20 protein-coding genes are annotated in these 22,210 nt (G+C 71.0%); 10 read left to right on the forward strand and 10 right to left on the reverse strand.

All coding sequences use genetic code 11. The features are described 5' to 3' along the window. Window positions 1-6: 6 nt before the first annotated feature. The 3 genes from BIU95_RS01940 to BIU95_RS01950 form a co-directional block, all read right to left on the reverse strand. Entirely contained in the window at window positions 7-579 is a 573-nt protein-coding gene (locus tag BIU95_RS01940) for a DUF1684 domain-containing protein (RefSeq protein ID WP_051597091.1), read from the reverse strand. 132 nt (window positions 580-711) lie between these two features. After that, window positions 712-1,194 (reverse strand): hypothetical protein, encoded by a 483-nt coding sequence (locus tag BIU95_RS01945; RefSeq protein ID WP_071250127.1) that lies wholly within the window; start codon window positions 1,192-1,194, stop codon window positions 712-714. Between the two features lie 80 nt (window positions 1,195-1,274). After that, window positions 1,275-1,913, reverse strand: coding sequence for a GNAT family N-acetyltransferase (locus tag BIU95_RS01950; protein WP_071250129.1), 639 nt, complete (start codon window positions 1,911-1,913; stop codon window positions 1,275-1,277). 91 nt (window positions 1,914-2,004) lie between these two features. On the opposite strand from BIU95_RS01950, the gene BIU95_RS01955 reads away from it, so the two are divergent. Both BIU95_RS01955 and BIU95_RS01960 read left to right on the forward strand, forming a co-directional pair. Next, on the forward strand, window positions 2,005-2,610 hold the full coding sequence (locus BIU95_RS01955) for a 2-phosphosulfolactate phosphatase (RefSeq protein WP_031259161.1): 606 nt from the start codon (window positions 2,005-2,007) through the stop codon (window positions 2,608-2,610). A 42-nt stretch (window positions 2,611-2,652) separates the two neighbouring features. After that, entirely contained in the window at window positions 2,653-2,955 is a 303-nt protein-coding gene (locus BIU95_RS01960) for a DUF427 domain-containing protein (protein ID WP_017885855.1), read from the forward strand. Window positions 2,956-2,982: 27 nt separating this feature from the next. Here the strand turns inward: BIU95_RS01960 and BIU95_RS01965 are convergent, their stop codons facing one another. From BIU95_RS01965 to BIU95_RS01990, 6 genes are all read right to left on the reverse strand, one after another. Continuing rightward, the gene (locus BIU95_RS01965) at window positions 2,983-4,242 is read right to left on the reverse strand and encodes an Nramp family divalent metal transporter (protein WP_017885856.1); all 1,260 of its coding nucleotides are present in this window, start codon (window positions 4,240-4,242) and stop codon (window positions 2,983-2,985) included. Window positions 4,243-4,957: 715 nt separating this feature from the next. After that, the gene (locus BIU95_RS01970) at window positions 4,958-5,653 is read right to left on the reverse strand and encodes a CGNR zinc finger domain-containing protein (RefSeq protein WP_056072072.1); all 696 of its coding nucleotides are present in this window, start codon (window positions 5,651-5,653) and stop codon (window positions 4,958-4,960) included. A 47-nt stretch (window positions 5,654-5,700) separates the two neighbouring features. Next, complete coding sequence (locus BIU95_RS01975) at window positions 5,701-6,192, reverse strand: SprT-like domain-containing protein (RefSeq protein ID WP_071250131.1); 492 nt, start codon at window positions 6,190-6,192, stop codon at window positions 5,701-5,703. After that, entirely contained in the window at window positions 6,189-7,019 is an 831-nt protein-coding gene (locus tag BIU95_RS01980) for a hypothetical protein (RefSeq protein ID WP_052481644.1), read from the reverse strand. The genes BIU95_RS01975 and BIU95_RS01980 overlap by 4 nt, the downstream gene beginning before the upstream one ends. Before the next feature lie 140 nt (window positions 7,020-7,159). Then, the gene (locus BIU95_RS01985) at window positions 7,160-7,933 is read right to left on the reverse strand and encodes a DUF308 domain-containing protein (RefSeq protein WP_139179594.1); all 774 of its coding nucleotides are present in this window, start codon (window positions 7,931-7,933) and stop codon (window positions 7,160-7,162) included. 108 nt (window positions 7,934-8,041) lie between these two features. Next, on the reverse strand, window positions 8,042-8,884 hold the full coding sequence (locus tag BIU95_RS01990) for a spermidine synthase (RefSeq protein ID WP_017885553.1): 843 nt from the start codon (window positions 8,882-8,884) through the stop codon (window positions 8,042-8,044). 131 nt (window positions 8,885-9,015) lie between these two features. Here BIU95_RS01990 and BIU95_RS01995 point away from each other — a divergent pair, with 131 nt between their 5' ends. From BIU95_RS01995 to rpoC, 6 genes are all read left to right on the forward strand, one after another. Continuing rightward, window positions 9,016-9,537, forward strand: a complete 522-nt coding sequence (locus BIU95_RS01995; RefSeq protein WP_071250133.1) for a hypothetical protein — start codon at window positions 9,016-9,018, stop codon at window positions 9,535-9,537. Beyond that, entirely contained in the window at window positions 9,534-10,802 is a 1,269-nt protein-coding gene (locus BIU95_RS02000) for a sensor histidine kinase (RefSeq protein ID WP_017885551.1), read from the forward strand. The genes BIU95_RS01995 and BIU95_RS02000 overlap by 4 nt, the downstream gene beginning before the upstream one ends. Next, on the forward strand, window positions 10,799-11,470 hold the full coding sequence (locus BIU95_RS02005; RefSeq protein ID WP_071250135.1) for a response regulator transcription factor: 672 nt from the start codon (window positions 10,799-10,801) through the stop codon (window positions 11,468-11,470). Before BIU95_RS02000 ends, BIU95_RS02005 begins: the two co-directional genes overlap by 4 nt. A 332-nt stretch (window positions 11,471-11,802) precedes the next feature. Then, entirely contained in the window at window positions 11,803-12,402 is a 600-nt protein-coding gene (locus tag BIU95_RS02010; RefSeq protein WP_071250138.1) for a hypothetical protein, read from the forward strand. A gap of 418 nt (window positions 12,403-12,820) precedes the next feature. Beyond that, window positions 12,821-16,309 (forward strand): DNA-directed RNA polymerase subunit beta, encoded by a 3,489-nt coding sequence (gene rpoB / locus BIU95_RS02015; RefSeq protein WP_071250140.1) that lies wholly within the window; start codon window positions 12,821-12,823, stop codon window positions 16,307-16,309. 44 nt (window positions 16,310-16,353) lie between these two features. Beyond that, window positions 16,354-20,235, forward strand: coding sequence for a DNA-directed RNA polymerase subunit beta' (gene rpoC / locus BIU95_RS02020; protein ID WP_017885547.1), 3,882 nt, complete (start codon window positions 16,354-16,356; stop codon window positions 20,233-20,235). A 129-nt stretch (window positions 20,236-20,364) separates the two neighbouring features. Here rpoC and BIU95_RS02025 read toward each other — a convergent pair whose 3' ends face one another. Continuing rightward, a complete protein-coding gene (locus tag BIU95_RS02025) occupies window positions 20,365-20,760 on the reverse strand; it encodes a VOC family protein (protein ID WP_017885546.1) in 396 nt (131 codons plus the stop codon). Window positions 20,761-20,945: 185 nt separating this feature from the next. Here BIU95_RS02025 and BIU95_RS02030 point away from each other — a divergent pair, with 185 nt between their 5' ends. Beyond that, entirely contained in the window at window positions 20,946-21,863 is a 918-nt protein-coding gene (locus BIU95_RS02030) for an A24 family peptidase (protein ID WP_240048643.1), read from the forward strand. 61 nt (window positions 21,864-21,924) lie between these two features. Beyond that, window positions 21,925-22,173, forward strand: coding sequence for a hypothetical protein (locus BIU95_RS02035; RefSeq protein WP_017885544.1), 249 nt, complete (start codon window positions 21,925-21,927; stop codon window positions 22,171-22,173). Window positions 22,174-22,210: the final 37 nt, after the last annotated feature.

The following is a 22,210-nucleotide window of genomic DNA, read 5'->3' on the forward strand; positions in this document are numbered from 1 at the left end:
TCCACCCTAGAAGTCGTACTGCTCGCCGACGGGGATCGGGACCGGCACGGTGTTGCCCGGAGGGGCGAGCGGGCACGCCCACGCCGGGTCGTACGCGCACGACGGGTTGTAGGCGAAGTTGAAGTCGAGCACGAGCGACCCGAGGTCGTCGCCGCCCAGGTCCGAGCCCTTGATGGTGTCGAGCAGGTAGCGGCCGCCGCCGTAGGTGCCGCGGGCCTTGCCGGCGCTGGCGTCCTTGACGGGCACGAACACCCCGCCCGCGTAGCCGCCGTGCTTCCAGACGTCGAGGGTGCCGACACCGGGGACCCGCACCAGGCCGAGGCGGTCGAAGTGGACGACGCCGTCGGTGCCGGTCTCGAAGTCGAACTCGGCGGGCTCCGTGGCCTCGATGCGGACCTGGAAGCGCCAGGCGGGGTCGTAGTCCGGCACCGGCAGGGACTCGAAGTCGCGGGCGTCCTCGTCGAGCAGCGGCGACGCCGGGTGCTCCGCGAACATCGCGTCGCGGGTCTCCCGCCACAGCGCGTGCGCCGTCTGGGGGTCCGGCGTCGCGCGGACACGGCGGTACAGGTCGAACGTCATCCGCCGCCAATCCGTCGTCGCCAGCGTGCTGCGCACACGGTCGTCGGTCGTCGGCTCCTGGGGGCGCGTCTGGCTCACGTGGACGAGGCTACGCCCGCTGCGCGGTGGACGGGAGGCCCGACCCGCGTCGCGTCACGCGCCGTCGGTCCGCCAGGTGGGCGCGAGGGCACGCATCCGGAACGCCCGCCACTGCCAGATGACCCACATGCCGGGCCACAGGGCGAGGCCGAGGGCGGCCGGTCGCATGCGGTAGGTCAGGCGGTCGAGCAGCAGGGTCCGGCCGCCCGGCGCGGGGAGGACGGCCATCCGGTGCGACATCGTCATCCGGCCGAACAGCCCGGACGTGCCACCGCCGTTGTCGCGCTGCACGGGAACCCCCTGGATCTCGTACAGGTCGAGGTCGACGTGCGTGTCGCCGCTCGGCACCAGGCCGAAGGCGTCCGCGGTGATCGGGTGCGGGTGCCCCGGCTCCCAGCGCTCCGGGAACCCCTGCGGATCGCGGGAGCGGTACGCCAGGAAGGGCTTCGTCACCGCCACCATCACGGACGGGGACAGCAGGGCATCGCGCACGGCCTCGACCGGCGCGTCGAGGACGATCCGGAGGCCGACGTGCATGCCGGTGACGCTACGCCCGCGGGCTGGGCGCTGCTCCGTGCGTCGCCGATGCGGGCATCACGCCCGTCGCGGCGCGGGGATCAGGCGTGCCGGGCCGACCGGCGGCGGGACCCCTCGGCGCGGTCGTGCCGGCGGAGCCGCTCGGCCAGTCCGAGCCGGACGGCCGGCCACTCCGACGCGATGACCGAGAAGACCACGGTGTCCCGCAGGGTGCCGTCTCGGCCGATCGCGTGGTTCCGGAGCACGCCGTCCTGCTTGGCGCCGAGGCCCGCGATGGCCGCGCGCGACTGCAGGTTGTGCCAGTGGGTGCGGAACTCGACCGCGATGCACTGCCACGCCTCGAACGCGTGCGAGAGCATGAGCAGCTTCGACTCGGTGTTGATCCCCGAGCGCTGGGCGGACTTCGCCAGGAACGTGCTGCCGATCTCGACGTGACGGTTGCCCGTGTCGATGTTCATGAAGGTCGTCGCGCCCACCACCCGCCCGGTCGGGCGGTCCCGCACGGCGAAGGGCACCATGCGGCCGGCATGGTGCTCGGCGAGCCGCCGGTCGATCTCGGCCTCGACCTGTGCCGGAGCGGGCACCGAGGTGTACCAGGTGCGCCACAGATCGCCGTCCGCGACCGCCGCCCGCAGGTCTTCCGCGTGCTCCTGCCCGAGGGGCTCGAGGGTCACACGGTCGCCGGTCAGGGTGGGCACGGGGGCGATCTCCATGACCATGCATCCTACGGTCGCCGACCCTTGCGGAACCCGGCCGGACGGCGACCCTGTGGAGAGGGACAGCATCGCCCGGGCGGCTATCGTGACGGACGTGGCAGAACGCACCCAGGAGAAGTACCAGGTCCGGTTCGCGTGGGGTCCCGGAGGCGCGGCACGCATCGCCCACGGCACCCACCTGCTCGTCTGGGTCGACGCCCTGCCGCCGAGCCCCGACGCCGCCGCGCAGCGGCGCGCGCTCCGGAACGTGAGCGCCCAGCTGCCGGAGGGTCCGGAGGTCGTGCTCGGCCACCTCGGCAACGCGGCGGCGGTCGCGGAACGGGTGACGGGCCTCCAGGCCGCACGTGGTGACCGATGCGTCGTCGCGATCGTGGCCGCCGGGCTGCACCACACCGCGACCCTCGACGACGCGGCCGAGGCGGCGGGGGAGTCCGTCGACGTCGCCGACGCACCCGACTTCGCCGTCGAGGACCTGCTCGCCGCCGGAGCCGTCGTCGACGCACTCACCGAGGTCGGCATCGACCACACCTCGCCCGAGGCCGCTGCGGCCTGCGCGGCGTACACGGGGCTCCGCCGTGCCGTGCGGCACCTGGTCAGCGCGTCCGAGGGAGCCGCCGTCCTGAGCCGGGACGACGTGCACGCGGCGCTCGCCGCGGGCCCCGACCTGCCCGTCCTGCGGGAATCGGGGGAGCGCGCGTAGCGTTCGCCCCGTCACGGAACCAGCGAGCGAAGGAGCAACGCCATGAAGGCAGTCGTCGGCGACACGGTGATCGCGGAGGCCCCGGAAGAGGACCTCATCAAGATCGAGGGCAACTGGTACTTCCCGCCGTCGAGCGTGAAGACCGAGCTCTTCACCGAGAGCCCCACCCAGTACCACTGCCCGTGGAAGGGCGACACCCAGTACTTCACGGTGAACGTGGACGGCCAGGCGCTGCAGGACCGCGCGTGGTCGTACCCGACGCCGATCCCGTCGTCGTTCGAGCGTGTCGGCAAGGACTACTCGGGCTACGTCGCGTTCTGGAAGGACGTCCAGGTCGTCGCGTGACGACCGCCGCGCCCTGACCGGTGTGCCTCAGCCGGTCAGGGTGAGCACCACCAGCGCGATGTTGAGCGCCACGATGACCGCCGCGATCACCCACGCCACCACGCGGGTGATCGCGGCGTTCACGTCGGTGCCCATCACGCTCCGCCGTGACGTGTAGACCACGAGCGGCACGATCGCGAAGGCGATCCCGAAGCTCAGCACCACCTGGCTGACGACGAGCAGCATCGTCGCGTCGATGTGCAGCGCGAGCAGCACGATCGCGGGCACCAGGGTGATCGCCCGCCGGGCCACCAGCGGGATCCGCACGTGCAGCAGCCCCTGCATGATCTCCGCTCCGGCCATGCAGCCGACCGAGGTCGAGGCCAGTCCGGACGCCAGCAGTCCGACGGCGAAGAGCACCCCGACGACCGGGCCCACGTTCTCGGCGATGGCCCGCTGCGCCCCGGGGATCGAGTCGGTGCCCGCGACGCCCGGCAGGGTGGCCGCGGCGAGGACGAGCATCGCGATGTTCACCCCACCGGCGACGATCAGGGCGAGCCCGACGTCCCACCGGGTCGCGACGAGCACCCGGCGACGCTCCGGCCCGGCGGGGACGTCCCCGTGACGGTCCCGGGCGAGCGCCGAGTGCAGGTACACGGCGTGCGGCATCACGGTCGCGCCGAGCATCGAGGCCGCGAGCAGCACCGACCCGGCGCCCTCGAACCGCGGCACGAGCCCGGCGACCAGGTCGGCCGGTGTGACCCGGGCGAACAGCAGCCCGGCGCAGAAGCCCACCGTCAGGATCGCGAGCATCGCCGTCACCACGGTCTCGAACAGGCGCGTGCCCCGGCGGCTGTGCAGGGTCAGCAGCAGCATCGAGACGAGCCCGGTGATGATCCCGCCGACCACGAGCGGCAGGTCGAAGAGCAGGTAGAGGGCCAGCGCGCCGCCGATGACCTCGGCGATGTCGGTCGCTGCCGCCACGATCTCGGCCTGGCCCCAGAACAGCAGGCGCGGCGCGCGCCGCATCCGCAGGCCCAGGTGTTCGGGCAGCGACTTGCCCGTCACCACCCCGAGCTTGGCGGACAGGTACTGCACCACCACGGCGCTGGCGTTCGCTGCCACGAGCACCCAGAGCAGCAGGTAGCCGTACTCGGCCCCGGCGGTCAGGTTGGCGGCGACGTTGCCCGGGTCGACGTAGGCGATGGCTGCGACGAAGGCCGGTCCGAGCAGGGTGAGGCCGGCTGCACGACGACGCGGGGCGCCGGGTGGGCGCTCGTCGAGCCGGGTGCTGGCAGTGTCGGTCATGCACCGATCCTGCCAGAGGATTCGGTGTGCCGAATCTTTTTCTTCGCGGATGCTGCGTTCGGTGGCCACCACGCCCGTGAGCGTGCCTCGGGCGGTCGCGATCCGTCGGCTGCGAGGCCGTCGAGCGACGGTTGGTGACCACACGGCAGAGGCGAGCGGGGTGTCGTGAGCGCTCGCGGAAGGCGGACGGGAGGCCCGTGGCGGCGCTGCCACGCGCCTCCCGGCCGGTGGCTGGTCGCGACTCGTCGCTTGTGTTGCGTCGGCTGGTCACGACCGGTCGGCTGCGAGGCCGTCGGGCGACGGCTGGTGACCGCTCGGCAGAGGCGAGCGGGGCGTCGTGACCGCTCGCGGAGGGCCGGTGGCTGCTCGCGGAAGGCGGACGGGAGGCCCGTGGCGGCGCTGCCACGCGCCTCCTGGCCGGTGGCTGGTCGCGACTCGTCGCTTGCGTTGCGTCGAGTGGTCGCGATCCGTCGGCGGCGAGGCCGTCGGGCGACGGTTGGTGACCGCTCGGCAGAGATGAGCGGGGTGTCGTGACCGCTCGCGGAGGGCCGGTGGTTGGTCGCGGCTCGTCGCTTGCGTCGCGTCGGCTGGTCACAACCGGTCGGCTGCGAGGCCGTCGGGCGACGGTTGGTGACCGCTCGGCGGTCGTGAGCGGGGTGTCGTGACCGCTCGCCGAAGGCGGACGGGAAGCGGTCAGGCCGTGCTCAGTGCCTGCTCACTCCGCTGCCCGGCGGGCGCGGTGCGCCCGGACCTTCGCACGGTTGCCGCACCGCTGCATCGAGCACCAGCGCCGGGTCCCGCCGCGCGACGAGTCGTAGAACACCAGGCCGCAGTCCTCGGCCGAGCAGCGGCTCAGCCGGGTCGGGCGGCCGTCGGCCTCGACGTCGTCGAAGCCGACCTCGGTGAAGAGCGCGACGGCGTCGCGCGCGACGCTCGACAGGGCCTGGGCCAGGCGGACCCGGTTGGCTCCGGCGCGGCGTCGGCCACCGGGGAGGCTCGGGGGCACGTCCGGCAGGGCGGCGAACAGGTTGACGGTGTCGATGTCGTCGGGCGCGGGGCGCGTGCGGCCGGCTCCGGCGCGCAGGCCCGCCGCCACGGCGGTGCGCTCGGCGGCCGTGCTCGCCGGCGCGGGGGCGGCGGCGACGGCCAACCGGGCGATCGCGGCGCGCAGGGCGCGGGCGTCCTGCAGCTCGCGGCCGCTGGCGCCGACGTCGATCGGCTCGGTGTGCTCGCTGAGCCACTCGTCCAGGTCGGCCGGGCTCGCGAGCAGTTCGCCGAGCTGCGACCGCGGGCGTCGTCCGGCGGAGTCGTCGGCGAAGCCACCCGTGTGCGCGAAGTCGAGCGCGATCCGTCCGGCGTCGAAGAACCAGGAGGAACCGGCGTCCGTGCGGATGTGCTGCCCCGTGTGCATCCGTCCAGGCTAACGGGTTACCGGCGCGCCTCCGTGCGTCGGGCACCTCATGCGGTAGTCGACGCCATCGTGGCCGCGTCGTCGTCGGCGGTCCGGCGCCGCCAGGTGATGACGTTCCGGGCGTCGAACCGTCGGGAGCAGCGGGCACAGGCCAGGGGGCGTGTGGGGGTGCGGTACCGGAAGTGCTCGTGGCCCGCGGGGCAGCTGCCGATCCACGGTGCGAGCTCGCTGGCGATCGGCCCGTCGTGCAGGCGGGAGCCGGTGTACCCGATCGACGCGGCCGTGCGCTTCCACTTCGGTCCGTGTGCCGCCCGTGCGCCGGCGAGGGCGTGGGCGACCTCGTGCAGCAGGACCTGCTCGACGTCGTGGTCGGAGAACCGGGTGGCCAGGTGACGGCTCACGGTGATCCGCTTCCGCGCGAAGTCGCACTGGCCGGCACGGGTCTTCGCGTGGTCGAACCCGAACGCCCAGGTGCCGGCGCCGAGGTGTTCTGCGATCAGGGCCTCGGCGCGGAGCCGGACGGTCTCGAGCGCGGTCACTGCTCGGCGCGCGGGTCGGCCTGGCCCTTCTTCGCTGCCCGGGCCGCGATCCGACCCCAGATGTCGTCGGCCTCGGTCCGCGCGGCGTCGGGCGCACCGAGCACGCGACGGCGGATCGGCGGGACCTGCTTCACCGGCTCGGCGACGCGGGTGACGGGTTCGTCGTCCTCGGCGCGACGGGCGGCGACCTCGCGGGCCGTCCGGGGCTTGTCCGACGGTTCCGCCGGGTGCGTGATGGCGGCACGCATCGCGGCCTCGACCGCGGTGCGCAGGGCGTCGGTGCGCTCCGACGGCGCCCCCGCCTGGCGGAAGGCCTGGTAGGCCCGCGACAGGGCGGCGCGCGCCTCGTCGAAGCGGTCGTTCTCGAACAGCGACCAGCCCTCGATCTCGGCGGCGGCACCTTCGAGTTCCGGCCACTCCTCGGTGGCGGCGGTGTCGCGGGCCATGGCGGCTTCGTTGGCGGCGCGGTCGTGGCGCCCCAGGTCGTGCAGGACGTGCGCACGACGGATCCGTGCGGCGACCTTGTCCTGGCGCTCCCCGGTGAACATCGCGAGACGGAACACCTCTTCCGCGATGACGAGCGACTCGTCCAGACGACCGAGCAGACGGAGCAGCTCGGCCCGTTCGGCGAGTGCGTCGGTGCTGCGGCTCTGGCCGAGGTCGCGGAGCCGCTGGTGCACGGCGTCGACGTCGACCGCGGGTCGCAGGCTGATGGGCGCGAAGGTGCTGCCCGGGCTGACCCCGGCCGTCACGGGAGCCGCGTGGCGCGGTTCACGGGAACGGTCGGACGGGTCGGGCAGCTGGCGGTCGTCGGGCGGGAGGGACATCGGTTCGAGGGTAGCCGCGGTCTGCCGGGAGCCGTCGGTGCGACGCGCTCAGGTTGCGCGGGTGCGGCGGTCCGGGGTGCCCGGCGGAACGACCGACGGCCCGCCGTGCCGGAGCACGACGGGCCGTCCGGAGCGGTCGATCAGGAGTTGGCGGCCACCGCGGCGGCAGCGGCCACGCCGACGTAGGTGACCAGCGTCGCGATCGTGGCGACGACGGCCAGGACGATCGCGAAGATGCCCCAGCCGCGACCACGCTTGGTCACGGCGGCGATGATGCCCTGCACGAGCGCCCAGAGCCCGAGGATCGCGGCGACGCCGGCGATCACCGCACCGACACCGATCTGCGAGATGACGGCCGGGTCGTTCATGAGCTGACGCTGCAGCTCCTGCTGGTCCGGGGTGGCACCGCTGCTCGGGACGAGGTTGTTGATCGCGTCGCTGTTGGCGAGCGCCGACCCCATCACGTACCCACCGATGACGCCGATCACGAGCGCGGCGAGTCCGAGGACGAACGCCACCACACCGAGGGTCTTCTTCTTGGGCTTCGGCTCGTCGTAGCTCTGCCAGGCCGGGGCACCGGAGTGCGACGGCGCGGCGGCGTACGGCTGCTGGTCGTGGCCCTGCTCGTGCCGCTGCTGGTCGTTCCAGCTCGGCGTGCTCGACGGCTGGTCGTACTGCTGCTGTCCGTACTGCTGCTGCCCGTACTGACCCTGCTGCTCGCCGTTCGGCTGGCCGTACTGCTGCTGGCCCTGCCCGTACTGCTCGCCGTACTGCGGGGTCGAGGTCGGCGTCGGGTCCACCCGCTCGCCGTACCGCGGGGCGTCGGCGTCGGGCCGCTGCTGCGGGGCTTCGCCCCAGCTCGGCGCCTGGCCGTCGCCCGTCCGGTCCTGGTCGTTCCGGTCGTCGTTCGTCATCAGGGTTCCCATCGCTCGGTCGCGCACCTGCGCGGTCGTTCAGACCATCCTGACAGCCGGACCGGCCGAACGCCCGAAGTCCGTCCCCGGCGAGGCCCCGCGCGGGCGTCAGCCCCCGAACACGCTCCGGTTCGGCTCGGGGGACGCGACCGCCGTCTGGTCGGTGACGATCGGCGCTCCGGCGATGAACGAGCGGAGCTCCGCACCGTGCACGACCTTCGCCGGCATCGGGTCCGACGAGTACCGCCTGGGCATGTCCGCCACCGGCAGGTCGGTCGGCGAGCCGAGCAGCACGATGTTGCCGAACCGTCGGCCCTTGAGCATCCCGGTGTCCGCGACCGCGGCGACCGAGGGCAGCACCGACTGCAGGGTCGACGCCTGTCCGCGGGCGAAGGCCAGCCCGGCGCCGTCGGCCACGTTCACCGCGACGATGCCCGTCGGCGACAGGAACGCGGCGACCTCGCGGTAGAACTCGACGCTCGTCACGTGGGCGGGGATCTGCGAACCGCCGAACACGTCCACCACCGCCAGGTCCACCGTGCCGCGCAGGCCGGCGGGCAGCTTGCCGAGGACCTCGCGGGCGTCGCCGTACCGCACCCGGATCGAGGCGCCGCGGGGGAACGGCAGGGCCTCGCGCACGTGCTCGACCAGGTCGCGCTCGAGCTCGATGACCTGCTGCCGCGAACCCGGACGCGTCACGGCGACGTAGCGGGGCAGGGTCAGTGCCCCGGCGCCCAGGTGCAGCGCCGTGACCGGGCCGTCGGGCAGCAGGTCGATCGCGTGCCCGATCCGCCGGATGTACTCGAACGCCAGGTGGGTCGGGTCCTCGAGGTCCACGTGCGACTGGGGGGTGCCGTCCACCACCAGGGTGAAGGACCCCGGCCGGTGCCGGTCCGGCTCCACCACCGAGTACCCCGCACCGATCCGGAACCCGTCGAACGCATCAGCCATGCGGTCAATGGAACACCACCGCGATCACCACCCGCGTCCCCACCCCTGGTTGGTGTGCCCGGGGGACACCCGGAACGAGGCTGATCACACCGGTCGGGAAGGCCCCGCCGGACCACTTCGAAAGGCACACCATGTCGGTCCAGCTCCTCGCGAACGTGCTCATCGGCCTCGCCCTCGTCGGCCTCCTGGCGTACCGGCAGGCGACCTGGCGGTCCCTCGACCCGGCGCGCATCTGGCGGGGTCCGCTCGTCATGGCGATCGTCGGGGTGGTCGTCCTCGCGCAGACCACGACGACCGTCACCACCACCGACGTCGTGTTCCTCGGACTCGAGGCCCTGCTCACCGTCGCCGTCGGCCTGGCGATGGGGGCCATGACCCGCTTCCGTACCGTCACGACGCCGGACGCCAAGGGCCGGACCCTGCAGTCCCGCACCGGTTGGCTCGGCGCCGGCCTCTGGATCGTCCTCATCGCCGCCCGCATCGGCCTCGACGTCCTCGGTGGCCACCTCGGTGCGCACCTGCTCACCTCGACCGGCACGATCCTGCTCGTGCTCGCCCTGAACCGAGCCGCCCGCGCCCTGGTCGTCGACCAGCGCATCCCCCGCGGGACCGACCGCCCGGCGACCGCCGGCCGCGGCATGATGGTGCGGTGAGCCTGCCGACCGAACCGGAGCGGACCGACCCCGCCGGGGTCCGGTCCCGCTCCGGCGTCTCGTGGCTGCTCAACGGCGTGGGCATCGCCGTGGTCGCCTTCTGGTTCGTCCGGAACGGCGTCCTGCTCCACCACCCCGCGTGGGTCTGGGTCCTCGGGGCCGCTGCGCTCGCCGCCTGGGCCGTCCGTGAAGGGGCACGCACACCCCGGGTCCTCGTCGCCGCAGCCGGCGTGATGGTCGCCGCCGGATCGCTCACCGTGGTGCCGACCGACTCGCTGCTGGTCGTGCCGGTGATCGTCGGGCTCGTCGTCCTCGGTGCCGACCTCCGCCTGCCGGTCTGGACGGCCGCGGTCGCCGCGCTCGCCGCCGTCGTGGTGGTCGCCGTCACCGCGACGCTCGAGCAGACGTCCGTGCAGTTCGTCCTCGGCGTGAGTGGCGGGCTGCTGCTCGGCGTGCTCGTCGGGTTCAGCCGTCGGCAGGCGCGGCTCACGACGGCGCAGGCCCGCGAGACCGAGCGCCAGCAGCAGCGCGCACGGCTCCTCGCCGACCGGTCGCGGGCGTCCCGGGACATCCACGACGTCCTCGCCCACTCGCTCGGCGGCCTGGTGCTGCAGCTCGACGCGGTCGAGGCCCTGCTCGAGGCCGGCCGCGTCGACGAGGCCACCCGCCGTGCCGGTGACGCCCGCGCGCTCGCCGCCGACGGTCTGGCCGAGGCGCGGCGTGCGGTGCACGCGCTCCGCGACGAGCCGCACTCCGGACGACCAGTTCCCGACGAGCCCCGGACCCACCGACCGCAGCCCGACCAGCCGGAGCCGACCCGTGCCTCCAGTCCGTCCGCAGACCGCGGGGCGGGCCTGACGGCCCTCGTCGACGCGCACCGCTCGTTCGGCGGCGAGGCCGTGGTGCAGGGCGACGCGACCCTCGCGGTCCTCGACGACGCCCACCGTGCCGCCGTGGTCCAGGTCGTCCGGGAGGCCCTCAGCAACGCCCGCAGGCACGCCCCCGGCCGCCCCGTGTCCCTGTCCGTGATCCGGGACGGCGACGCCGTGGACGTCGTCGTGGCGAACCCGTTGCCCAGCGGCGGCCAGGGGCTGCTCGGGATGCGCGAGCGGTTCGCGGAACTCGGCAGCGAGGCCACGGTCGAGGCCGAGCGTTCCGACGACGAGTTCGTCGTCGCCATGCACCTGCCCGTCGACGGCACGCGCGAGGCGGACACTGCGGACGACGCGGACGCGGCGGTCGTCGCCGAGGACGACCGCTCGTGACCATCCGGGTGCTCGTGGTCGACGACCAGGCCATCGTCCGCGACGGCCTGGTGACGGTGCTGTCGCTCGTGCCCGACCTGCGGGTGGTCGGGCAGGCGGCCGACGGGGCCGAGGCGATCGCCGCCGTCGGCCGGGACACACCCGACGTCGTCCTGATGGACCTGCGGATGCCGGGCGTCGACGGGCCGACCGCCACCGCACGGATCGTCGCCGAGCACCCCGGGGTCGCGGTGCTGGTGCTGACGACGTACGCCGACGACGACTCCATCGTCACCGCGATGCGGGCCGGGGCGCGTGGCTACCTGACGAAGGACGCCGGGCGGGCGGAGATCGCGGCCGCGGTGCGTGCGGTGGCCGCGGGGCAGTCGACCTTCGACGCGACGGTGGGAGCGCGGCTCGTGGCACACCTCGTCGGTGGTGCCGGTGCCGGTGCCCCTGCTGCTGCGCCTGCGGAGCCCGATCCCGGCCCGGCGCTCGGTGCGCGGTTCCCGGACCTCACCCCGCGCGAAGTGGACGTCCTCGAGCGCATCGCCGACGGCCGGACGAACCCCGAGATCGCCGCCGAGCTGTTCCTGACGGTGCCCACCGTGAAGTCGTACGTGAACCAGGTCTTCGCGAAGCTCGGGGTCCGCACCCGCGCCGAGGCCGTCGCCCGCGTCCTGCGCTGACCGTCGGCAGCCCGACGTCGTCCCCGGGTGACGCACTCGGGACAGGTGGATGCGTGCACATCGACGGCCAGCGGACGCCAAGACTCGTCGCCTACCGTTGACGCCTGTCGTCACGACGCCCGAGCGTCGATGCGTGTGGGCCCCACACCCCACGCGTCCGCCCGGACACCGTGACCACGACGTGCCCGTGAGCGCCCCCACCGCTCGAGCGTGCGCGCCGTCGGCGTGCTGCTGCGCGCCACCCCTCCGGCCACCCGCGCGCGCTGGCCGTCGAACGCACCGCACCCGATGACGAGTGCACCACTGCTGATCCGCCGCAGGAGACCTCCGTCATGACCGCCGACACCATGAGCGTGCCCACCACACGCCGCACCACCCCGGACCCCCACCGGTCCGGCAGCCGACCCACCCGGGCGATCCGGGCCTCCAGGCCGTTCCACGCCGACCGCGAGGCGGCGCCGACCTGGATGCGCGTCGTCGGCACCGCGCTGTTCGTGGCCGGCGCCGGGCTGTCCGCCGCCGTGCTCGGCTGGCCGGGCGATGCACCCGAGGTCGCGCTCCTGGTGCCGGGACTGCTCGCCGTCGCCCTCGGACTGCTGCTCGTCCTCGCCCGTGCCGGGTTCACCGTCACCGCGCGGCACGTGACCCTGCACTTCCGCCCGCTCCCGCCGCGGCGCATCGCGCGCCGGCGGATCACCGACGTCCGTCTGGTGGAGGCGGACGCGGCCACCTACGGCGGGGTCGGCCTGCGGATCCGTCGCGGCGTGCGGGCGCTCATCCTCACGCCGGGGCTCGGGATCGAGCTCACTGACGACCGGGGGCGGGTCACGTTCGTCCGCACGCGGCGTCCCGAGGACGCGTTCCGTGCGCTGGCCGGACTGCCGGGCGGGCCGGGAGGCGCGGATCGCGTCGATCGCGAGCGTCTGGGCTGAGCAGGGGGCGCGTCCGGGCTGCACATCGGATGCGTCTCGGCTGCCTGCGCAGGGGAATGGAAGCGGCGTCCGGCGGCTTATACACGCCACTGCCGAATCCGGTCAAGCCGGGACTGGACAGCACGCCGCGGAGCGAACTATGATGACAGTTCGCGCTCCCTGGCATCCGTGTCGTCATATTTCGGTCGACGCAGAGTTCTGAGACAGAAACTCATCTCGCCCTGGTGCAGCCGGACCCGTATATGGCGGCGGGTACCGCTCACGGAGATCATCCCACACGTGCACCGACGTTCCGCGTCAGGCACGCGTCGGCGTGGTCGCAGGGCTTGCACTCTCAGGGTTCGCCGAGCGATCAATCCACTCACCTACACACTGCTCGTCAGTGTCGGCCCGACGGGGCCTACCGGAGGTCACACCCTTGGCTGCTGCGCCCAACGCATCCACCAACCCCAAGAACGGTCGCAACCACTCGCGACTCTCGTTCGCCAAGATCACGGACACCCTCACGGTTCCTGATCTGCTCGCACTCCAGACGGAGAGCTTCGACTGGCTCGTCGGCAACGACGTCTGGAAGGCCCGCCTCGCCGAAGGGCAGGAGCAGGGTCGCACCGACCTCGCGCTGCACTCGGGGCTCGAGGAGATCTTCGAGGAGATCTCCCCGATCGAGGACCTCGGCGAGACCATGCAGCTCTCGTTCACGGCTCCCGAGCTCGAGGACCCGAAGTACTCGATCGACGACTGCAAGGAGCGCGGCAAGACCTACGCCGCTCCGCTGTACGTCAACGCCGAGTTCATGAACCACATGACGGGTGAGATCAAGACGCAGACGGTCTTCATGGGCGACTTCCCGCTCATGACCGAGCGCGGCACGTTCATCATCAACGGCACCGAGCGCGTCGTCGTGTCGCAGCTCGTCCGTTCGCCCGGCGTGTACTTCGAGCGCCAGCAGGAGAAGACCTCCGACAAGGACATCTACTCGGCGCGGATCATCCCGTCGCGTGGTGCCTGGCTCGAGTTCGAGATCGACAAGCGCGACCAGGTGGGCGTGCGCATCGACCGCAAGCGCAAGCAGTCCGTGACCGTCTTCCTCAAGGCCCTCGGCCTGACGAGCGAAGAGATCATGGACGAGTTCCAGGGCTTCGCGTCGATCGAGTCGACCCTCGAGAAGGACGCCGTCCTCACGAAGGAAGAGGCGCTCAAGGACATCTACCGCAAGCTCCGCCCGGGCGAGCAGGTCGCTGCCGAGGCCGCGCGTGCGCTCCTCGACAACTTCTACTTCAACTCGAAGCGCTACGACCTGGCGAAGGTCGGCCGGTACAAGGTCAACCGCAAGCTCGGCATGGACGCCCCGCTGTCCGACTCGGTGCTCACCGTCAAGGACATCGTCGCGACGATCAAGTACCTGGTGTCGCTGCACGCCGAGCGCACCACGATCGACGGCACCCGTGACGGCGAGCCGGTGCAGCTGCGCCTCGACGTGGACGACATCGACCACTTCGGCAACCGTCGCATCCGCGCCGTCGGCGAGCTCATCCAGAACCAGGTCCGCACGGGTCTGTCCCGCATGGAGCGCGTCGTCCGCGAGCGCATGACCACGCAGGACATCGAGGCGATCACGCCCCAGACGCTCATCAACGTGCGTCCGGTCGTCGCCGCGATCAAGGAGTTCTTCGGGACCTCCCAGCTGTCGCAGTTCATGGACCAGAACAACCCGCTCGCGGGTCTGACGCACAAGCGTCGCCTGTCGGCCCTCGGCCCGGGTGGTCTGTCCCGTGAGCGTGCCGGCGTCGAGGTCCGCGACGTCCACCCGTCGCACTACGGCCGCATGTGCCCGATCGAGACCCCGGAAGGCCCGAACATCGGCCTGATCGGCTCGCTCGCGTCGTTCGGTCGGATCAACTCGTTCGGCTTCATCGAGACCCCGTACCGTCGCGTCGTCGACGGCGAGGTCACGAAGACCATCGACTACCTCACCGCTTCGGAAGAGGACGACTTCGTCGTCGCGCAGGCCAACGCCCCGCTGACGAACGACTTCCACTTCGCCGACGACAAGGTGCTCGTCCGCAAGAAGGGCGGCGAGGTCGAACTCGTCGCCAAGGGCGAGGTCGACTACATGGACGTCTCCCCGCGCCAGATGGTGTCGGTCGCGACGTCGCTCATCCCGTTCCTCGAGCACGACGACGCGAACCGCGCCCTCATGGGTGCGAACATGCAGCGTCAGGCCGTCCCGCTGCTCCGCTCCGAGTCGCCGCTCGTCGGTACCGGCATGGAGGGCTACACGGCCATCGACGCCGGCGACGTCGTCACCGCCGACAAGGCCGGTGTCGTCTCCGAGGTCTCGGCCGACGCCGTCACCCTGCAGCTCGACGAGGGCGGCACGCAGACCTACTACCTGCGCAAGTTCGACCGCTCCAACCAGGGCACGAGCTACAACCACCGCGTCATCGTCTCCGCAGGCGAGCGCGTCGAGCAGGGCGAGGTCATCGCCGACGGTCCCGCGACGGAGAACGGCGAGCTCGCGCTCGGCAAGAACCTCCTCGTCGCGTTCATGCCGTGGGAGGGCTACAACTACGAGGACGCGATGATCCTGTCGCAGAACCTCATCAAGGACGACACGCTCTCCTCGATCCACATCGAGGAGTACGAGGTCGACGCCCGCGACACCAAGCTCGGCAAGGAGGAGATCACCCGTGACCTCCCCAACGTCAGCCCGGACCTGCTGGCCGACCTCGACGAGCGCGGCATCATCCGCATCGGTGCCGAGGTCCGCCCCGGCGACATCCTCGTCGGCAAGGTCACGCCGAAGGGCGAGACCGAGCTGAGCGCCGAGGAGCGTCTGCTCCGTGCCATCTTCAACGAGAAGTCGCGCGAAGTCCGCGACACCTCGCTCAAGGTGCCCCACGGTGAAGAGGGCACGATCATCGGCGTCAAGGTGTTCGACTCGCAGGACGGTGACGACGAGCTCGGCTCGGGCGTCAACCAGCGCGTGGTCGTCTACATCGCCCAGAAGCGCAAGATCACCGCGGGTGACAAGCTCGCCGGTCGTCACGGCAACAAGGGCGTCATCTCGACCATCCTCCCGGTCGAGGACATGCCGTTCCTCGCCGACGGCACCCCCGTCGACATCGTCCTCAACCCGCTCGGCGTCCCCGGCCGCATGAACTTCGGTCAGGTGCTCGAGATCCACCTCGGGTGGCTCGCCAAGCAGGGCTGGAACGTCGAGGGCATCCAGGAGTGGGCCGAGAACCTGCCGGAGGCAGCGCACAGCGCCGAGCCCGGCACCAAGGTCGCCACCCCGGTGTTCGACGGTGCGTACGAGCGCGAGATCGAGGGCCTCCTCGACTCGACCCTCCCGAACCGCGACGGCGAGCGCCTGATCGGCTCGTCCGGCAAGGCGCAGCTCTTCGACGGCCGCTCCGGCGAGCCGTTCCCGGAGCCCGTCTCGGTCGGCTACATGTACATCCTCAAGCTGCACCACCTGGTCGACGACAAGATCCACGCGCGTTCGACCGGTCCGTACTCGATGATCACGCAGCAGCCGCTGGGTGGTAAGGCGCAGTTCGGTGGACAGCGATTCGGTGAGATGGAGGTGTGGGCGCTCGAAGCGTACGGCGCCGCCTACGCCCTCCAGGAGCTCCTGACGATCAAGTCCGACGACATCCTCGGCCGCGTGAAGGTCTACGAGGCGATCGTCAAGGGCGAGAACATCCAGGAGCCCGGTATCCCCGAGTCCTTCAAGGTCCTCATGAAGGAGATGCAGTCGCTCTGCCTGAACGTCGAGGTCCTCTCGGCCGACGGCCAGGCGGTCAGCCTGCGCGACAACGATGACGAGGTCTTCCGCGCTGCGGAGGAGCTGGGCATCAACATCTCCTCGCGGTTCGAGTCGTCCTCCGTCGACGACATCTGATCCCGCCCGTACATCGAAGCCTGAATCAGCAAGAGAGAAGAACATTGCTCGAAGCAACTTCCTTTGACGCCATTCGGATCGGCCTCGCAACCGCCGAGGACATCCGTCAGTGGTCGTACGGCGAGGTCAAGAAGCCGGAGACCATCAACTACCGCACCCTGAAGCCCGAGAAGGACGGTCTGTTCGGCGAGCAGATCTTCGGTCCTTCCCGCGACTGGGAGTGCGCCTGTGGCAAGTACAAGCGTGTCCGGTTCAAGGGCATCGTCTGCGAGCGCTGCGGCGTCGAGGTCACCAAGTCCTCGGTCCGTCGTGAGCGCATGGGCCACATCGAGCTCGCTGCCCCCGTCACGCACATCTGGTACTTCAAGGGCGTCCCGTCGCGCCTCGGGTACCTCCTCGACATGGCGCCGAAGGACCTCGAGAAGGTCATCTACTTCGCGGCGTACATGATCATCGACATCGATGAAGAGGGCCGTCACGCGGACATGCCGGGTCTCGAGAACGAGATGCGTCTCGAGATCAAGACCCTCGAGGGCCAGCGCGACTCGATCATCGCCGACCGCCTCAAGAAGCTCGAGGACGACCTCGCAGCCCTTGAGGAAGAGGGTGCGAAGGCCGACGTCAAGCGCCGCACCAAGGACACCGCCGAGAAGGAGATGTCCCAGGTCCGCAAGTCGTTCGACGAGGACATCACCCGTCTCGAGCGTGTGTGGGAGGACTTCCGCAACCTCAAGGTGGGCGACCTCAAGCCCGAGGACGCCGTCTTCCACGAGCTCCAGGACCGGTTCGGGATCTACTTCGACGCCTACATGGGCGCCGAGGCGATCAAGCTCCGGCTCGAGGCGTTCGACCTGGCCGCCGAGGCCGAGGCGCTGCGTCTGCAGATCGCCGAGGGCAAGGGCCAGAAGAAGATCCGTGCGATCAAGCGTCTGCGCGTCGTCAGCTCCTTCCTCGCCACCGGCAACTCGCCGGCGGCGATGGTGCTCGGCGTCGTGCCGGTCATCCCGCCGGAGCTGCGCCCGATGGTGCAGCTCGACGGTGGCCGGTTCGCCACGTCGGACCTCAACGACCTCTACCGTCGTGTGATCAACCGCAACAACCGTCTCCGCCGCCTGCTCGACCTCGGTGCTCCCGAGATCATCGTGAACAACGAGAAGCGCATGCTGCAGGAAGCCGTCGACGCGCTGTTCGACAACGGTCGTCGTGGACGTCCGGTCACGGGTACCGGCAACCGCGCCCTGAAGTCCCTGAGCGACATGCTCAAGGGCAAGCAGGGTCGTTTCCGCCAGAACCTGCTCGGCAAGCGTGTCGACTACTCGGGCCGTTCGGTCATCATCGTCGGCCCGCAGCTGAAGCTGCACCAGTGCGGTCTGCCCAAGCAGATGGCGCTCGAGCTCTTCAAGCCGTTCGTCATCAAGCGCCTGATCGACCTGTCGCACGCGCAGAACATCAAGTCGGCCAAGCGCATGGTCGAGCGTTCGCGTCCGCAGGTGTGGGACGTGCTCGAGGAGATCATCCGCGAGCGCCCCGTCCTGCTGAACCGTGCGCCGACGCTGCACCGTCTGGGCATCCAGGCGTTCGAGCCGCAGCTCGTCGAGGGCAAGGCCATCCAGCTCCACCCGCTCGTCTGTGCTGCGTTCAACGCGGACTTCGACGGTGACCAGATGGCCGTGCACCTGCCGCTGTCGGTCGAGGCCCAGGCCGAGGCACGCATCCTGATGCTCGCCTCGAACAACATCCTGAAGCCGTCCGACGGCCGCCCGGTGACCCTGCCCGCACAGGACATGATCATCGGTCTGCACCACCTCACGACCGTCCGCGAGGGCGCCGTGGGCGAGGGCCGTGCGTTCTCGTCGGTGGCCGAGGCGATCCTGGCGAACGACCAGCACACGCTGCACCTCAACGCGATGGTGAAGATCCGCATGACGGGTGTCCACTTCGCCGAGGGTGAAGCCCCCGAGGGCTACGAGCAGGGCGACACGCTGCTGCTCGAGACGACCCTGGGCCGTGCGCTCTTCAACGAGACCCTGCCGGCGAACTACCCGTTCGTCCAGAAGGTCACCGACAAGGGCGTGCTCTCCGCGATCGTCAACGACCTCGCCGAGCGCTACTCCAAGACCGAGACGGCCGCTGCGCTGGACCGGATCAAGGACGCCGGCTTCTACTGGGGCACCCGCTCCGGTGTGACCGTCGCCCTGTCGGACGTCGTGACGCCTCCTCGCAAGAAGGAGATCATCGCGGGCTACGAGATCCAGGCCGCCAAGGTGCAGGGCGAGTTCGACAAGGGTCTGATCACCGACTCCGAGCGTCGCGCCGACCTGATCAAGATCTGGACCGAGGCCACCAACGAGATCGCACAGGAGATGCGGGACAACTTCCCCGTCGACAACACGATCAACCGCATGGTGTCGTCCGGTGCTCGTGGTAACTGGCTGCAGGTCCGCAACATCGCCGGTATGCGTGGTCTGGTGAACAACCCGAAGGGCGAGATCATCGCCCGCCCGATCATCAACTCGTACCGCGAGGGCCTGACCGTGGCGGAGTACTTCATCGCCACGCACGGTGCTCGCAAGGGTCTGGCCGACACGGCGCTCCGTACGGCCGACTCCGGCTACCTGACCCGTCGTCTCGTCGACGTCTCCCAGGACGTCATCATCCGCGAGGACGACTGCGGTACGACGCGTGGCCTCGAGCTGCCGATCGCGACCGTGGACGCCGACGGCAAGCTCGTCCGCGACCCGCGCGTCGAGAACACCGTGTACTCCCGCACCCTGGCCACCGAGGCCGTGGACGCCAAGGGCACGGTCGTTGCAGAGGCCGGTGAGGACGTCGGTGACGTGCTCCTCGAGAAGCTGCTGGCAGCCGGTGTCGAGAGCATCAAGGTGCGCTCGGTCCTGACCTGCGAGTCGGCCGTCGGTGTCTGCGCGAAGTGCTACGGCCGTTCGCTCGCCACTGGCAACCTGGTCGACATCGGTGAGGCAGTCGGCATCATCGCCGCGCAGTCCATCGGTGAGCCCGGTACCCAGCTGACGATGCGTACCTTCCACACGGGTGGTTCGGCCTCGGCCGACGACATCACCCAGGGTCTGCCGCGTGTCACGGAGCTCTTCGAGGCCCGTACGCCCAAGGGTGCGTCCCCGATCGCCGAGGCCCCCGGCCGCGTCGTCGTCGAGGACACGGACAAGGGCCGTCGGATCATCCTGACGCCGGACAACGGCGACGAGCCGTTCATCTACCCGGTGCTCAAGCGTGCGACGCTCCTCATCGAGGACAACCAGCACGTCGAGCTCGGCGAGCAGTTCATCGCCGGCACCGTCGACCCGAAGGAAGTCCTCCGGGTCAAGGGTGTCCGAGAGGTCCAGAAGCACCTGGTCAACGGTGTGCAGGACGTCTACGGCTCGCAGGGTGTGCCGATCCACGACAAGCACATCGAGGTCATCGTCCGCCAGATGCTCCGCAAGGTCACCGTCGTCGACCACGGCGACACCGACCTGCTGCCGGGTGAGCTCGTCGACCGGTCGCGCTACAACGCGCTGAACCGTGCGGCGCTGCAGGAGGGTCGCAAGACCGCCTCGGCTCGCCAGGAGGTCATGGGCATCACGAAGGCGTCCCTCGCGACCGAGTCGTGGCTGTCCGCCGCTTCCTTCCAGGAGACCACCCGCGTGCTCACGCAGGCGGCCATGGAGGGCAAGCAGGACCACCTCGTCGGCCTCAAGGAGAACGTCATCATCGGTAAGCTCATCCCTGCCGGGACGGGCCTCAGCCGGTACCGTGACGTGGACGTGAACGCGACCGAAGAGGCGAAGGCGGAGCGGTACCCCAACCGCATCTTCGCTGACGACTCGTCGTTCTCGGACGCCGACCTGAGCTTCGTCGACTTCGACAGCTTCTCGTCGGACGACTTCACGCCGGGCACGTACAACTGAGCCTGATGTGATCCCACGAAGGCCCCGTCTCCGCAAGGAGGCGGGGCCTTCGTCGTGTCGTCACCACGTGACGGCCTGGAGGCACGGTGCCCGGCCGCCACGGGCCTCCCGTCCGCCGTGGGGTCGCGGCTAGAGCGCGCGGCCCGCGCCGTTGTCGCGGCCGGAGCCGCGACCGGTCTCGTCGACCAGCGAGAACAGGCTCAGCACGTTGCCGTCGGGGTCGCGGACGTCGAACCAGTCGACCGCGCCGTCGACGCACTCGACGGGGCCGATGTCGATGCCGAGCGCGCCGATGCGTGCGTGCTGCGCGGCGACGTCGTCGACGCCGAAGCGGACGCTGACCGGGTTCTCCTCGGCCTGTTCGTCGACGTAGAGCTGGATCCAGATGCCGCCGACCTCGTACTCGGCGACGCCGTCCTCGGGTTCGAGGTCCGGCTCGGTGCGCTCGAAGACCGCGCCGTACCAGAGGCAGGACGCCTCGATGTCGGTGACGGGCAGCCCCACGGTCACGCTCGTGATGTCCATGTCTCATCATGTGCCCGGGCGGGGGCGCGCGTCGAGAGGGATTCCGCTGCCTCGCGCTGTCCGGCCCGTGTCGACCTGGTGTCGTTCGTCGCGGTGTTCCTCCACAGGCGGCATCGCGCCGATGTCCTCCACCGACTGCCGGTCGGAGGCCACGGAGCGGTCCGCGGTCCGTGAGGCTGGTCGTCATGTGCACCCGAACGACCGCAGCGAGACCGCACCGACGGCACCCCGACGGGGAGGTGACCGGCACCGTGTCCACCTCGGCGCTGCCCCTCGTCACCGCGTTGGTCGGTCTGCTCGGTCTCGCGATCGGGTCGTTCCTGAACGTCGTCGTGCACCGCATCCCCGCCCGGCTGTCGGTCGTCGCCCCGGCCAGCTCCTGCCCCGGCTGCGGCCACGAGATCCGGGGGCGCGACAACGTGCCGGTGGTGTCCTGGCTCCTCCTGCGTGCCCGGTGCCGTGACTGCGACGCGCCCGTCTCGGCTCGGTACCCGCTCGTCGAGGCCGCCACGGGCCTCCTGTTCGTCGCGGTGACCGTGCTCTCGGTCCTCGCACCGTGGTCGACGTCGGCGGCACCGGACGGTGTTCCCGGAACGATCCACGCGGCGACCCTGCTCGTCGCGCTCCTGTACCTGATGGCGATCAGCATCTCGTTGACGCTCATCGACCTCGACACCCACACCCTGCCGAACCGGATCGTGCTGCCGGCGTACATCGTGTTGCCCGTGCTCCTGCTCGTGGCATCGGCGGTGTCCGGGGACTGGGGCGCCGCGGTCCGCGGGATCGTCGGTCTCGTCGTCCTCGGCGGTGTCTACCTCTTGCTCGCGCTGGCGGTCCTCGGCGGGATGGGACTCGGGGACGTGAAGCTCGCCGGCGTGCTCGGTCTCGTGCTGGCGTACCTCGGATGGGGACCCCTCGCAGTGGGTTCTTCCGCCGCGTTCCTGCTCGGCGGTACCTTCGCAGTCGTCCTCCTGGCCGTGCGCCGGGCGGGCCGCCGGAGCGGGATCCCGTTCGGCCCCTGGATGCTCGCGGGTGCCTGGCTCGGCATCGCCGTCGGTGCGCCCGCCTGGGATGGCTACCTGCGCCTCCTCGGACTCGCCTGACGCCTCGTCACGCGCTGCGCCACCAGACCGACCCGAAGACGGTCACGGGGAAGGACCGCCCATGTCGAAGAGCATCGTCGGCGTCGACATCGGCGCCGCCGCGATCCGCTCCGTCGAGGTGCAGGACGCGGACCGGGCGAGACCGACGATCCTGCGGTTCGCCGAGGTGCCGGTACCCGTCGGCGCGACGAAACAGGGCGAGGTGCTCGAACCGAACACCGTGGCGGTCGCACTCCGCCAGCTCTGGTCGATCGGACGCTTCCGCTCGAAGGACGTGACGACGGACGCAGGCGGCACCGCGGCGGGCTGATCCGACCCGCACGGACCGGTGTCGGCCGCGCCACGCC

This window comes from Curtobacterium sp. MCBA15_007, from assembly GCF_001864905.1.
Classification (GTDB): domain Bacteria; phylum Actinomycetota; class Actinomycetes; order Actinomycetales; family Microbacteriaceae; genus Curtobacterium; species Curtobacterium poinsettiae.